This is a genomic window from Vibrio sp. 10N.261.52.C2, from assembly GCF_041471425.1.
Taxonomy (GTDB): Bacteria; Pseudomonadota; Gammaproteobacteria; order Enterobacterales; family Vibrionaceae; genus Vibrio; species Vibrio crassostreae_C.
The window spans coordinates 1-14,233 of record NZ_JBFROH010000027.1 but is presented as its reverse complement, the minus strand read 5'-3'; the positions used below and the strand labels follow the sequence as shown (position 1 = coordinate 14,233).

Annotated in this window: 14 protein-coding genes; 11 read left to right on the top strand and 3 right to left on the bottom strand. The window is 43.0% G+C overall.

What is annotated here, in order from left to right:
• Window positions 1-20: 20 nt before the first annotated feature.
• The 4 genes from AB4307_RS10945 to AB4307_RS10930 all read left to right on the top strand — a co-directional run bounded on the left by AB4307_RS10945 (window position 21) and on the right by AB4307_RS10930 (window position 4,278).
• Window positions 21-1,496: a glycerophosphodiester phosphodiesterase gene (locus tag AB4307_RS10945; RefSeq protein WP_017065767.1), complete on the top strand. Its 1,476-nt coding sequence runs from the start codon at window positions 21-23 to the stop codon at window positions 1,494-1,496.
• A 43-nt stretch (window positions 1,497-1,539) separates the two neighbouring features.
• Window positions 1,540-3,903, top strand: a complete 2,364-nt coding sequence (locus tag AB4307_RS10940) for a hypothetical protein (RefSeq protein WP_372131887.1) — start codon at window positions 1,540-1,542, stop codon at window positions 3,901-3,903.
• Between the two features lie 85 nt (window positions 3,904-3,988).
• Window positions 3,989-4,120, top strand: coding sequence for a hypothetical protein (locus tag AB4307_RS10935; protein WP_017059946.1), 132 nt, complete (start codon window positions 3,989-3,991; stop codon window positions 4,118-4,120).
• A complete protein-coding gene (locus tag AB4307_RS10930; protein WP_372104699.1) occupies window positions 4,120-4,278 on the top strand; it encodes a hypothetical protein in 159 nt (52 codons plus the stop codon). The genes AB4307_RS10935 and AB4307_RS10930 overlap by 1 nt, the downstream gene beginning before the upstream one ends.
• 77 nt (window positions 4,279-4,355) lie before the next feature.
• Here AB4307_RS10930 and AB4307_RS10925 read toward each other — a convergent pair whose 3' ends face one another.
• The 3 genes from AB4307_RS10925 to AB4307_RS10915 all read right to left on the bottom strand — a co-directional run bounded on the left by AB4307_RS10925 (window position 4,356) and on the right by AB4307_RS10915 (window position 6,446).
• Entirely contained in the window at window positions 4,356-4,904 is a 549-nt protein-coding gene (locus tag AB4307_RS10925; protein ID WP_170963322.1) for a GNAT family N-acetyltransferase, read from the bottom strand.
• Window positions 4,880-5,170: a type II toxin-antitoxin system TacA family antitoxin gene (locus tag AB4307_RS10920; protein WP_086050176.1), complete on the bottom strand. Its 291-nt coding sequence runs from the start codon at window positions 5,168-5,170 to the stop codon at window positions 4,880-4,882. The genes AB4307_RS10925 and AB4307_RS10920 overlap by 25 nt, the downstream gene beginning before the upstream one ends.
• A 205-nt stretch (window positions 5,171-5,375) precedes the next feature.
• Window positions 5,376-6,446: a site-specific integrase gene (locus AB4307_RS10915; protein ID WP_372131885.1), complete on the bottom strand. Its 1,071-nt coding sequence runs from the start codon at window positions 6,444-6,446 to the stop codon at window positions 5,376-5,378.
• A 110-nt stretch (window positions 6,447-6,556) separates the two neighbouring features.
• Here AB4307_RS10915 and dusA point away from each other — a divergent pair, with 110 nt between their 5' ends.
• From dusA to AB4307_RS10880, 7 genes are all read left to right on the top strand, one after another.
• Window positions 6,557-7,558 carry a tRNA dihydrouridine(20/20a) synthase DusA gene (dusA, locus tag AB4307_RS10910; RefSeq protein WP_372131883.1) on the top strand — a complete coding sequence of 334 codons (1,002 nt, stop codon included), beginning with the start codon at window positions 6,557-6,559 and terminating at the stop codon, window positions 7,556-7,558.
• Window positions 7,559-7,764: 206 nt separating this feature from the next.
• On the top strand, window positions 7,765-7,986 hold the full coding sequence (gene pspG, locus AB4307_RS10905; protein ID WP_017059950.1) for an envelope stress response protein PspG: 222 nt from the start codon (window positions 7,765-7,767) through the stop codon (window positions 7,984-7,986).
• Window positions 7,987-8,121: 135 nt separating this feature from the next.
• Entirely contained in the window at window positions 8,122-8,793 is a 672-nt protein-coding gene (locus AB4307_RS10900; RefSeq protein ID WP_017059951.1) for a TIGR04219 family outer membrane beta-barrel protein, read from the top strand.
• Window positions 8,794-8,994: 201 nt separating this feature from the next.
• Window positions 8,995-9,225: a hypothetical protein gene (locus AB4307_RS10895; RefSeq protein ID WP_004735813.1), complete on the top strand. Its 231-nt coding sequence runs from the start codon at window positions 8,995-8,997 to the stop codon at window positions 9,223-9,225.
• A 123-nt stretch (window positions 9,226-9,348) separates the two neighbouring features.
• Window positions 9,349-11,214, top strand: a complete 1,866-nt coding sequence (locus tag AB4307_RS10890; RefSeq protein WP_372131881.1) for an assimilatory sulfite reductase (NADPH) flavoprotein subunit — start codon at window positions 9,349-9,351, stop codon at window positions 11,212-11,214.
• Window positions 11,214-12,941 carry an assimilatory sulfite reductase (NADPH) hemoprotein subunit gene (gene cysI / locus AB4307_RS10885; RefSeq protein WP_017069028.1) on the top strand — a complete coding sequence of 576 codons (1,728 nt, stop codon included), beginning with the start codon at window positions 11,214-11,216 and terminating at the stop codon, window positions 12,939-12,941. The genes AB4307_RS10890 and cysI overlap by 1 nt, the downstream gene beginning before the upstream one ends.
• The gene (locus tag AB4307_RS10880; protein WP_171733430.1) at window positions 12,934-13,710 is read left to right on the top strand and encodes a phosphoadenylyl-sulfate reductase; all 777 of its coding nucleotides are present in this window, start codon (window positions 12,934-12,936) and stop codon (window positions 13,708-13,710) included. The genes cysI and AB4307_RS10880 overlap by 8 nt, the downstream gene beginning before the upstream one ends.
• Window positions 13,711-14,233 lie beyond the last annotated feature (523 nt).

The window sequence follows — 14,233 nt, the reverse complement described above, 5'->3', positions numbered from 1 at the left end:
TACCAACGGATAAGGATCTCATGTTTTCACCACCTTCACGTGTAACCACGCTTTCAAGAGGGCTGCTTGTCACTACTATTGCTCTTATTCAGGGATGTTCATCTACAGATAAAGTAACACCACCACAACCAACCTTGGAGCGAGGGCTTGGATTACCTGCAGATGCAAAACTAATCTCGAATCATAACTCAGCAGAGGGGCGAGAAATGTTTCGTGATATGCAGTTGGCGTTAAAATCGCGCAATCTTTATCAAACCATGGGAGGGGATATCTCTTACATCAAAGGACAGTGCCCTATTGATGTTATCGCCCACCGTGGCAGCTCTAATTATGCTGAAAACTCTCGTAATGCGATTCAAATGGCGGCGGTAAGTGGTTTTGATGGAGCAGAAATTGATGTGATGCTGACGCGTGATAAAGATTGGGTTGTACATCACGACATAGAAACAGGAAGAGCAACCGCTCGTAGTGATGGTAAGCGATATCGCGTGAGTCGTATGAAGAGTAGTGAGTGGAACTCTCTGAGTGGAAGGAGCCCTGACGGAACATTAGATGGGTATCGTCCCGCTTATTTCAATGAAGCCGTGAATGATTGGTACCATTACGCAACGATTGAACAACCCCTTAATATTGAAATAAAAACATCAGATGGCTCCATGGAAGATTTGTTTAAACTCGACGAAATGGCCAGACAAAGTCTCCCCTATAGAAACTATTTTTATTCATCAATGGATATGGACGTTCTGAAAAAAATGCGGGAAATCAATTCAAGTGTTTATCTTGGGTATGTATGGGAGCCTCATTCGGCGTCGGTTGCTCAGTTTAAGCGGGATGCAAAACGAGGCATGGGTTCTGATGATTATTATCAGAAAAATAAAAAGAATATCGATCGCGCCTTTGCTATGGAGGGGCGTTATCGTAAGCATAAGCCCAAACATTCCGCTAAAACGGTAAAACGAATACTTGGCCCCAATAGTGGATTACATGTTGATATAAGAAGTTACCGACAATATGCGACAATTTACAGCCGTGCGAAAGCGCAAGGCATGAAGGTGGTGACTTATACGATTAACGGAACGGATTACCACCAAGATCAATTGGTCTCGTTAGCTAAGGCAGGTCGACCTCTGCCAGATGAGGCGATCATGGATACCAGTAAGTTCTCTATTTGTCAGCAGCTTGCTCCACAGCTTGTCGTTCAATCAAATGGCTACCAACCCACAACGTTAGCAGGCGAAACCGTTGCTGGCCTACCCAATGACGCTGATTTTCACCGACTCTATGAACAAATAGATTACCTCAAAGATGGCCATTACATCACTAACCGAGGTCTCATTAGGAGTGTGTCATATTCCAAGCCTGCTAGCGTGAAAGGTGTGAAAAAAAGAACGCAAACAACGCAGAGCGCGAAGCCAGCAGTGCTGTTTGATATTCAAGATGAAGATTTAAATTTAAGTAACGATGCGATCAGCATTTCGATGCCGACAGAAAAATGATGTTTGATGAGAACAGGGATAGACAAATTATGGAAGCGTTAAGATGAAACCAGTTCCTAGCCAGGACGTAATAACCACAAATAATAAGAAGCCGAAATGGTTGGCTGTTTTGTTGTTTTTTTGTTCACTTCTTTATCTTTTTCCTGAAGTCGCTTTCAACGCCAAGTTGGTTGAAATTGCGGGTGGAATCGATGTTAGTGATGCTCAATTACATAAAACGGAGCTATTTGGCCGAACCATCTCAGGGATCGGGGTGACTTTAATTGTTGCGGATTTTCTACTTAAAGGATGGCTGACCACGACGAAGTTTCGCGCTATTTCATCGTTGGTCGTGATTACAGCTTTGGTTTGGCCAACGGTTTTTTTTGGTCAAAAGGCGGTAATAGATAAATGGTTGATTGAACCGAGTAGTGCAAAGCAGAGACAGGAGGCTTTCTTTTCCTCTGTACTGCGATCTAGTTTAGCGATGAATGCGATTAATATCGAAGGGATCCCTTATAACTCAGAGGCGAGTACCGAGTCGTCAGAAATGACTTTTCTCGCTTTGATCGGTGGGTTGGTTTACAGCAATGATGCATTCTTAAGTCATATTGATGATAAGAAAGTTCAAATTTTGGATCGTTATATTCAAAATCGAGCAAACGCCAATTTCGATGAGCACTATGCGAACTATAAAGTATTACGGAGTGAAGTTCAGCAATCGTGGCATCAATATCAAAAACATGTTGGTGCGTATAATCAGACGGTAGAGTCTCGCCATCAAAAGGCCAATCAAGCGTGGGAAGAGGTCGAGTCGACCGTCGCGACGGGGTATCGTGATTATCAACAGGCGAGTAAGGCCTATTTAACGAGAGCAGAGGCGAGAGCACAAAGAGTTGCACAACCTATTTTTGACCTATTTGATGATAAAGAACGCTGTTATAAACGCAAAGGAAGCTCAAGAGCCAATTGTATCAGCCGCATTGAAGATCGCTATGAACGCTTATTAAAAGATAACTCGATTCCCCACCAACCGATGGATTATTGGTTAGAGAAAACCTTTCGACGAACGAAAGGTGAAACATCTTGGGGGGAAGCATTCGGTTCTCTAGGCTTATCAGTTATCCAAGCCGGTATTGAGCAGGCGACAGGGCAAGCTGGAGAAGCCATTCAAGATAAAACGTATACCAATAGTGTCGCTCATTACACACCACGAATACTGGCAGTGTGGCAAAAACAGTTCTTAAAAGAGACCGGTTATCCTATGGGAATCGACTCTATGTCGGAGTTTCGCTCCCACTCTACAACAGCAAGTAAGGTTCGTACTCAAGTTCATCGAAAGGGGATCCATTTAGACTCCAATTGGCAAATAAACCAAATTAGCGTGTTTAAAAATGCAGTCAGAAACAAAGTTATGAAGGACACCAAAGCTCGTTGGCATGCCGAGGCAAAGCAGCGGGGTTACGACATTGAACCGAACTTATCTTGGAATGATTTTCAAAAAGTAGCCGAAGTTCAGCAACAAATAAAGAATCGTATGGGCGAACGTTATTACGTCGAGCCCATGATGGCGACGTGGAATAATAAGCAATTTTACCAACAGGTTATTGTTCCAAATGTGAGGCGTGAGAGAGATTATTGGCTAGGTTATATTGAGGCGTCACGCGCTCAGTTTGCTGATGATGGCCCTTATGCTGAACAAGGCAAAGCGGCATTGCGTTCTATCATTGTGCCGCCAATATCAATGGGACTATCGCTATTTCTCGTTGTCCTAACGGTGTTTAAGCTGCCAGGAAAATTTATCGTGTTGATGAATTACCATAAACCACAGCCAGCACCGAACTTGAAGAGCAAGGCTCTGAATATAGGCAGCTCGTTTATCGTCATATTCGTTATTCTTGTTGTGCCTGTGAATGTATTTTCATCCAAGTACACTCAAACGGACTCAACGATTGGCTTTTTCTTAGAGCAAGTCAGTGACACACTATCTCCGTCGGCTTCTTATGCCGTTCGTTGGGTGATACATACTCAACCGTTGATTCATCCACTTGGCGCTCAAATAGACAAAAGTATGCGTATTACTGATGGGTTTTCTGCCTCTTTGGAGCATTCGGTAGCGGAGTTGGATGGTGTTTTTGCTCGTTATTTAACTCAGCGTGCTGAGAGCGAACCGGTGAGTTCAGCTAAAAACAATAATGAAGCCCAAACGGAGTTTCCTATGTACATCAATTCAAATGCACAGAACCAACCGGGTTTTAAGGTTCGAATAATGAATATTAAGCCTAGGTACCAAGCCGGTATGCGATTGCCAGAGGGTAATTATGATGTTGAGGTCCGTGCCAATGGATACCAACCAAAGCGTTTATGGGTAAAGCACAGTAAAGGAAAAGCCTCTCACCGAATCGAACTTGAAAAGTTGGTTATTTAAGTCCGCGTCATAGAAAGTGAACAGAAGAAAATGATCTGCTCCTTCCACTAAAAAGGGTTTAGCGTTACTTGGCGCGGGAGCTGCTTTGGTAGCTGGTCACCCTGAACTTATCACCGCGAGCGTATCGGCAGACGGTGTTCAATTCGGTGGCATTATTGGCGCAAGTGCTCCAATAGTATTTGGCCTATGGGAAACCCTACGCAATGAGTTTAAGTAATGGCTGAGTATCAAACACTAATAATCGCTGTGGTCAGTGCCTTATCTAGCGGTGTAGGTGTAGGTGTAGGTATCACACTCAAAACAGATGTGAAGTGGCTGCGCCTGATGATGGAAAAGATGGATGAGAGATTAATTCGGCTTGAAAGAACAAAATAAAGTTTGAACTTCAACATGATTACAAGCATGAAAAAGCGACCTTATTATAGGTCGCTTATCTGAGAAGTTAATTAAGCTTATGAATTTAGCAGTTTTTTCTTCAAACTGTTCTCATATTGCTTCAAAGAGTAGATAAACATATTAGGTTGTTCTTTTGAGCGGATCATCCCCGCTTTTATATAGAACTCTTCTCGCCCTTCTCTGGCATGAAGAAATAATGCGTATACACCTACATCTCTTGAGGAAAGGAATGCTTGACGGATTGCTCGACCAAGAAGCCACTTGCCTAGACCCTGCCCTTGAACAGACTTACATACTGCTATTTTACTTAGCAGTATGCAAGGAACTGAACTATAGGGGAATTTACGTCTTTCTTTGTTTGATATGTGTTTCTTTTCAAACGAACTGCTAGCTAAAGTGAAATAACCGACAACTCTTTTCGGTTGTCCTTCTTCACCTTGTGTGACACATAGGTGCGGGATTGAAACCCTTCGTTCGTGTTCTTTAGCTAAGTTCTTCGTTAAATATTCATTTAACGAACACACACCACAATCAAATTGCGTAAAATCATACGTTGCTTCAGGATCAAAGCGTTCGACTTCTAATTTTTGATCTTTACCGTCCAAGTTTCCTCCAATGACATTCCGATAATTTCTTGCATCAGCTCTGTAGGGTCTGCAGGATTTTCTAACGCTTCCATGACAGAATCCCATTGCTTTGCTTGTATTTGTAACCTTTTTCTCTCGCTAATAACTTCTTGAGCTCTAGCTACTGTTGTTTCTGATACAAATTTACTAACTGTAGTATTTGAAAGTAGCGCTGCTTCTTCTAAAGCGCTTTTTTCACTTTCAGATAGGCGAAATTCAACTCTCTCTTTTTTTAATGCACTCATCTTTTACTCCTTGCGCCTTAACGCGCAGCGGAAACTCCAACTATATGTATATACCTAAATGGAATATTATCTATTTGGTTAACTATTTTATGAATAAAATTTTGTACGGTCACTCTCCGTACAAAATGGATTCTCGTCTGCATAGGATAAAAAGTCAACTAATTTGTACGTTATTTTACCGTAAGATAACAAAGTGAAATCAACCTTACTTTAGATGTTTTGTATGTAATTTATGCGGAAACAGCTGAGTGTAAACCTGCCATAAGATATTTAAATTCCTATGTCCTGTAACCTGCGCTACTTCTTCAATAGAGTAGCCTTTCTCAAACAACCGACTTGCTCCCTCTCTGCGTAAATCGTGGTACCTCAAGTCTTCAATACCTAACTCGTTTCTAACTCGTTGAAAGCCTGCGCTAACACTTCGTGAGTTGTACGGGAAAATAAGCTCGCCTTTGTTCGGTTGTTTTAGTGCGATCTCAAATGATTCACCAAGCAAGGGCACTATCATGTGATTGCCTTCTTTCTTCCTTGGGTCTTTTCTGTCTCTGACGAGTATCGTTTTATGTTCTTGGTTGAGGTCTTCCCAACGCAGCTTGCAGACTTCACCTATTCGCATACAAGTAAGAATGCTGAACTCAAGAATGTCGGTGAATGGGGTTCGAGTTGTGCCGTTTGGCCGGAAAGATTCACGTTGTTCTAATCCAAGCTTTAAGAGTTTTAGTTCTTCAGACGTTGGGCGACGTGTTCGTTTCTGACTCTTGCCGACTAATCCCATATCAATCAGGACGGGTACGGCTTCATCAAATATCTGGTGATTGGTGTCGACGTTGAAGACAGGCTTAGACTTTTTCATTACAGAACGGAGGTAAGCAACATCGTGATAGACCGTTGCACCGCCAGCTCCTCCACCTTTCCGGTTTTTACAGTGTTGGATTAAATCGCTAGTTCTTAGCTTGTCGCTTTCAACCTTGGATATGTCGCAGTCTCGAAGAAGCTTGATAACGTATTGCTTCGTTCGCCCTGTTTTATCCCATAAATCAGGCTCTTCCATAAACTTGTCCAGAAGTACGTACAGCGGTACGGATTTCTGTCCGGATTCGTCAGGGTTTTCTAGCTCAAGAACCCGCTTGTTTGCATAGGTTCTAGCGAGTTCTTTTTTCCTGAATGTTTTCGATTCCCTGTGTATAATCGCCGAATTCTTTTTGACTACAATGTCCACTGTGAAGCGTGATTCACCGCTTTTTAGTGTTCTTTTTTTAATGCTAAATGATGCCATTCGTCCTACTCCATCGATACGTACTATATGCGTACTGAAAGGGTGAGTTTGGGGCAACTCTAGCAAATTGCTGTATATATATACAGTGTATAGATTTCGAGTAACACCTTATGAAACCTGACAATACTAGTAAATACGCGGCTAACCGCTTATCCGTTGCACCCATGCTCGATTGGACTGACCGCCACTGTCGTTACTTTCACCGTTTGCTTTCTCAGCAGACTCTTCTGTACACGGAAATGGTAACAACGGGCGCGATCTTACATGGTAAGGGCGACTTCCTAGAATATAACGAGCAAGAACATCCTCTTGCACTTCAACTCGGTGGTTCAAACCCGGTTGATTTGGCGGCGTGTGCCAAGCTTGCTGGTGAGCGTGGTTATGATGAAATCAACCTTAATGTCGGTTGCCCTTCAGACCGAGTTCAGAACGGTCGCTTTGGTGCTTGCCTAATGGCTGAGCCTGAGCTGGTGGCAGATTGTGTGTCGGCGATGAAAGAAGTCACTGATATTCCAATTACCGTGAAAACGCGTATTGGTATCGACGACCAAGACTCTTATGAGTTCTTAACTAAGTTTGTTTCGACGGTTTCTGAAAAAGGCGGCTGTGAACAATTTACTATTCACGCGCGTAAAGCGTGGTTGAGTGGCCTTAGCCCGAAAGAGAACCGTGAGATCCCACCGCTAGATTACGATCGTGCATACCAAATCAAGAAAGATTTCTCTGATCTGGTGATTGCCGTGAATGGTGGCGTTACTACTCTTGAGCAAACTAAAGAGCACTTGCAACACCTTGATGGTGTGATGATCGGTCGTGAGGCTTACCATAGCCCGTTTATCTTGGCTGAAGTTGATCAGCAGATCTTTGGTTTAGACACGCCAATTAAGAAGCGCTCACAAGTGGTTGAAGAAATGTACCCGTACATTGAGCGTGAGCTTTCAAATGGTGCAAGCTTAGGACACATCTCTCGTCATATGCTTGGTTTGTTCCAAAGCATGCCGGGCGCAAGACAATGGCGTCGCTACATCAGTGAAAACGCACATAAGAAAGGTGCAGGTATTGAAGTGATGCAAACAGCATTGGCTAAGATCCCTAAAGAGCTAAATGTTTAAGCTCCCTCTAAGTTAAAAACTTAAGGCTAAATTCGCCACTAGAGGTTAAATTTACCACTATAAGTTTCCGAAAAGCCACGCATGAAGATGTGTGGCTTTTTATTTATCTGATAAATAAGGATTTTATAGGGTTGGCATACTTGGTATGGAAGCTGCAATGTTAGAAAGTAGGAAAGATAGGTCATTAACTCATTAGGGAGACCATTATGTTTGAATTAATATTTGTTCTTATTTTCGTTGCGACTCTACTTGTCACTGGTATTACGTTTATGACGGTATTGGCTGCAACCGGAGTGGCGTTATTAGTCATGTTGGTCTTAGGTATGATGGGCGTCGTGTTTAAGTTACTGCCTTGGTTGATCGTGATTGCAATCGGTGTGTGGTTTTTCAAAAATTTTGTACACAGTTCTAACCAGAGACGTTACTAAGGTCATCGTGCCGTCAAATCTTTACTCGTCAGCGGTTTATCGTTTTAGAATTTAAGATGTGTGGTAGAATTTTCCCCAATAATCTATGAATGTGCATACAATTAGCACAACGATATGGAATTGGAGCTATCTCAAATGAATAAAATGCCATTAATTGCTTTAGTGGGAATGCTATCTTTAAGCTCGGCAGTGTCTGCTGAAGAAGAGTTTTCTTACACGGCTAAAGTCGGTGCCGATATGTGGTGGGGAAGTACAAAGCTAAACGAAGTTAGACAAGATGATGACTCTAACTCACCTTCGTTGTATTTCGCATTTGAGCATAATGCCCCGATGCTACCAAACGCTAGCTTTCGCTATACTTCTGTTGATGCAGATTCATTGGCTTTCGATAAGTACGATTACACCTTCTATTACACGTTGTTAGATCACAAGCTGATGAACTTCGATGCGGGTGTGACGTTTACTCAATACTCAAACTCGAATTACATTGAACCAAAAGCAACAGGTGCGAAAACATCGACGTTTGATGAGTTCACGTGGAGCTTCTACGGTAACGCAGAGATCAATGTGCCGGACACCAACTTCGATATCATTGGTACGATGGAGTTCGGTGATAGCAGTGGTATTAAGAGCACTGACTTGATGGCGGGTGTTCAGTACCGAATCCCTGTATCAGAATCTGAAATTGCCCTGCGTGGTGGTTACCGTGTTATCGATTTAGATTCGGATGAGTTCTTTAGCTCAGAACTAGGTAAGAGCTTTGTTATGGTCGATGGCTGGTTTGCTGGTGCTGAAGTGCGCTTCTAGGCCATATAAAGCAAATTTAGAGCGAATTTTAAGAACGCCACTTTATTAAGTGGCGTTTTTTATATCTATTGGTTACTTGAGTATATATCTTTCTGGAATTAGTTAGCACATTCATCACTTTCGACCATCCTTAATACAGAGAGCCAATTTGCGTCTATTCTTATAAGGTCTATGTAGTGAGGTCAAAGCAAGGGATGGAATATGACACTCAATGAATTACGAAATTTATATAGAGAAAACCTGTTAGTTGAAGCTATCATAGAGCCCTCAATTCAAGAAGGGTCTTGGGTTGTGGAGTTTCGCCATATGGGAGGTGGCTTTGTTCTGCTTACTGATGTTCATGGTGAAGAGTGCCATTACGCGGATTTAGACCTAGCATCTAAATCGGCAATGGCGGTTGGCTTTCAGCAAGTGCGTATTGAAAACCAGTAAGTCAATTTGCGTTTCAATCGGTTTTTACTTCCAAAAAGTTATAAAACATACTTTTCTATTCTTTCTTGTTATTAAAAGGAGTGGTTAATCTATCGTCACGCAATGATTAGGGATGTCGTGACCATGTCTTTAAATAAGAAAGAGTCTTCACAAAATAATAATGCACAGTCTGGGGCTAATGAGTTACCTGGGCTAGCAGCACCACTTAATGACCAACAATTGGGTCATCTTCAGCAAACTGTTTCTGAACTGTCTTCACAGCAACTGGCATGGGTCAGTGGTTACCTTTGGGGAGTGAGCCAAGCTCAGCCTGTCGGTGCTGCTGCGCCAATCGCTCAAGCGGCCGCTGCAGTAGCGGCTAAGCCAGCGGGTAAGCTCAGCATTATCTTCGCTTCTCAAACCGGTAATGCGAAAGGCGTCGCTGAATCGCTAGAGGCAGAAGCAAAAGCCTTAGGTATCACCGTCGAGCTTTTCGATGCGAGTGATTATAAAGGTAAGAACCTAGCCAAAGAGACACACGTCATTTTTGTGGCTTCAACCAATGGTGAGGGCGAAGCCCCTGATAACGCTATTGAGTTGCATGAATTCCTACAATCGAAGAAAGCGCCAAAATTATCAAACCTACAATACGGTGTGATTGGTTTAGGTGACTCAAGCTATGAGTTCTTCTGCCAAACGGCTAAAGACTTCGATAACTTCCTCGCTAAGCTTGGTGCGAAATCGTTTGTCGATCGCCTTGATTGTGATGTTGATTACGAAGAGTCAGCAACGGAATGGCGCGCTAAAGCGTTATCACAAGTTCAAGAAACGCTATCGACAGGTGCCGAGGCTGATATCGTTCAGTTACCAGTAGGCCAAGCAGCTGCCGGTCATTCGCAATACACCAAACAAAATCCATATACAGCGACACTATTAACCAGTCAAAAGATCACGGGTCGTGACTCGGGTAAAGATGTTCGTCATATCGAGATTGATCTTGATGAGTCGGGCATTACCTACCAACCCGGCGATGCGCTAGGCGTATGGTATGAAAACAGTTCAGAACTCGCAAATCAGATTCTTTCTAAGGTTGGGTTATCGGGTATCGAAAGTGTCGATGTCGATGGTGAGAATCTATCTATCCATAGTGCGCTAGTGAGTAAATTTGAGATTACCACTTCAAACCCTCAACTTGTGACTAAGTTTGCTGAGTTATCGGGCAGCAAGAAGTTAATCAAGCTGGTGGAAGATAAAGACAAGCTTCGTGAATACGCGGGTAATACTCAAGTTGTCGATGTTTTAGCTGAGAAGAAAACTAAGCTATCGGCTGATGAGTTAATTGGCTTGTTACGTAAGCTGACACCGCGTCTCTATTCTATTGCATCAAGCCAAGCAGAAGTAGATGAAGAAGTTCACTTGACGGTTGGTTTGGTTGAATACCAAAAAGGCGAAGAGTCTCGTTTAGGCGGAGCTTCTAGCTTCTTAGCTCAACGTCTTGAAGAGGGTGGTGAAGTGAAGGTGTTTGTTGAGAACAACAATAACTTCAAATTACCACAAGACGACAATACACCAATCATCATGGTCGGCCCGGGTACCGGTATCGCACCGTTCCGCAGTTTTGTTCAAGAGCGTGAAAACAATGATGCTGAAGGCAAAAGCTGGTTGTTCTTTGGTGACCGTACCTTTACTCAAGATTTCTTATACCAAGTTGAATGGCAAAAGTACCTCAAGTCTGGCGCGCTAACTAAGCTCGATGTTGCCTTTAGCCGTGACCAAAAAGAAAAGGTTTATGTTCAGGACCGTTTAATCGAACAAGCAGAGCAGGTGTGGCAATGGCTGCAAGAGGGCGCGTACCTCTATGTCTGTGGCGATGCGACTCGAATGGCTAAAGATGTTCATGAAGCGTTAGTTTCGATAGCGGAAAAGCATGGCAACCAGAGCCGCGAGCAAGCTGAACAATATATTAATGATTTACGTAAAGCGAAACGTTACCAAAGGGATGTGTACTAATGAGCAAGCAAGTAATAGAGCAAGAAGTGCTAGGTCAAGTACTTGGACCTTTGGCTGACAATGAGCGTCTTAAGCGTGAAAGTAATAACCTACGCGGTACGATTGAACAAGATCTCCAAGACCGCATAACAGGTGGCTTTACTGCTGATAACTTTCAGTTGATTCGTTTCCACGGTATGTATCAACAAGACGACCGTGATATTCGTAACGAACGTACCAAACAAAAGCTCGAACCGTTACATAACGTCATGCTTCGTGCTCGTATGCCTGGTGGCATCATTACCCCTAAGCAGTGGTTGGCGATTGATAAGTTCGCAGACGAAAGTACCTCTTACGGTTCAATTCGTCTAACAACTCGTCAAACGTTTCAGTTCCACGGTGTCTTGAAGCCGAACATTAAGTTGATGCACCAAACGCTAAATAGCATTGGCATTGATTCAATTGCGACAGCGGGTGATGTAAACCGAAATGTTCTATGTACGACAAACCCGGTTGAATCTGAACTTCATCAAGAAGCTTACGAGTGGGCGAAAAAGATCAGTGAACATCTATTACCGAAGACTCGTGCTTATGCAGAAATCTGGTTAGATGGTGAAAAACTAGAAACAACGGATGAAGAACCTATCCTTGGTAGCAACTACCTACCGCGTAAGTTCAAGACGACGGTTGTCATTCCTCCGCAAAATGATGTGGACGTCCATGCTAACGATCTTAACTTTGTTGCTATTGCTGAAGACGGAAAGCTGGTGGGCTTTAATGTGTTAGTCGGTGGCGGTCTTGCTATGACACATGGTGATACCTCTACTTATGCACGTAAAGCTGACGACTTTGGTTTTGTGCCATTAGATAAAACGTTAGATGTAGCAGCGGCGGTGGTAACGACTCAGCGTGACTGGGGTAACCGTTCAAACCGTAAGAATGCAAAAACCAAATACACACTAGACCGTGTTGGTATTGATGTATTCAAAGCAGAAGTAGAAAAGCGTGCAGGCGTAGAATTTTCTGAAAGCCGTCCTTATGAGTTTACTGGCCGTGGTGATCGCATTGGTTGGGCGGAAGGCATTGATGGTAAGCACCACTTGGCGTTATTCATCGAGAATGGTCGTTTACTTGATTTTCCGGGTAAAGCTCTGAAAACAGGTGTTGCTGAAATAGCGAAGATCCACAAAGGTGACTTCCGCATGACAGCGAACCAAAACCTAATTGTTGCAGGTGTACCTAAGAGCCAAAAGGCCAAGATTGAAAAACTGGCGCGTCAATATGGCTTGATGGATGATGCTGTTTCAGAGCAACGTAAAAACTCAATGGCGTGTGTGGCTTTCCCAACATGTCCTTTAGCAATGGCAGAAGCTGAGCGCTTTCTTCCTGAGTTTGTAACGGATGTTGAAGACATTCTGAAAAAACATGGATTACCAGAAGAAGATAACATCATCCTTCGAATCACAGGTTGTCCAAACGGTTGTGGTCGTGCAATGTTGGCTGAACTTGGTTTAGTGGGTAAGGCTCCGGGGCGTTACAACATGCACCTAGGTGGCAACAAGGCCGGAACTCGTATCCCTAAGATGTATAAAGAGAACATCACATCAGCTCAGATCTTAGAAGAGATTGATTCGCTGGTGGGACGTTGGGCTACGGAACGTAACGACAATGAAGGGTTCGGTGATTTTACAATCCGAGCTGGCATCATCGAAGAGGTGATAATTTCAAAGAGGGATCTGCATGCATAATTCTGTCGCTTCAAAACTGAAGTTAGCAGAGCTACTCGCATTGACTAAGACGGAGCAAATACTTCGTCTTGGACAAATCAACGCAGAGTTAGAGCAGCTAACCGCATTAGAAAGAGTTAAGTGGGCTTTAGATAATTTAGAAGGGACACATGTTGTGTCTTCTAGTTTCGGAATCCAAGCAGCATTGATGTTGCACCTAGTGACCCAAGCAAAACCAGATATTCCGGTTATTTTGACTGACACAGGGTATCTATTTCCGGAGACCTATCGCTTTATTGATGAGTTAAGTCAGAAGTTGACTCTAAACCTTCAAGTCTTTCGCGCCCAACAGAGCCCCAATTGGCAAGAAGCGCAATATGGGAAATTGTGGGAGCAAGGTCTAGAAGGGATAGAGAAGTACAACAAGCTTAATAAAGTTGAACCGATGAGAAGAGCGTTGGATGAGCTCGAGGCTGGGACATGGTTTTCTGGGTTGAGAAGAGAGCAATCTCAATCGCGTGCAAACTTGCCTATCTTATCTATCCAAAATGGTGTGTTTAAGTTCTTGCCAGTAATTGATTGGACAAATAAAGATGTTCATTATTACTTAGAAGAGCATGGTCTCAGTTATCACCCACTTCGTGAGCAGGGGTACCTTTCTGTTGGAGATACTCATACTACTAAGAAATGGGAACCGGGTATGACTGAAGAAGAAACCCGTTTTAATGGTCTAAAACGAGAATGTGGTCTCCATGAAGACGATGGAGAGCAATATGGCTCTGGGATTTAGACTCATTGCCATTTAAAAAGCTGCCATAAGGCAGCTTTTTTGTTTTCTAGGGTGAAAATTAGAGCAATTGTGGATAAGTCTGTGGTTATTCTGTAAGTACTTTGTAGTTAAACTTGCACAAATAAGGCTTTGAGTGTTTATTCGTCATCTAACCGTTATTTTTACATTTTTCTTTAATAAACACTTGCCAATGTGAGGAATATCTCTATAATGCCGCCTCACTGACACGGCAGACGCCACAAGGCTTCAGCACAGAATGTTAGTAAGGCAACTAGCTTTAAGCGATAATTCGCTTCTACTTTTAGAAAGTAGGAATTAATTCCAAATAAGTGTTTGACACTGAGAATTAAATCGCTAGAATGGCCGCCTCTTCCGAAGTGATGTAAGTCACAACGAAGAGAAGCTCTTTAATAATTTAAACCTATCAATCTGTGTGGGCACTCGTTGATGAATATCAAAACGTTTTATCTTCCCTTTTTTAAAGAGAAGTAAAACAGATTCCTCGGAATCAAATTTGGTTTCA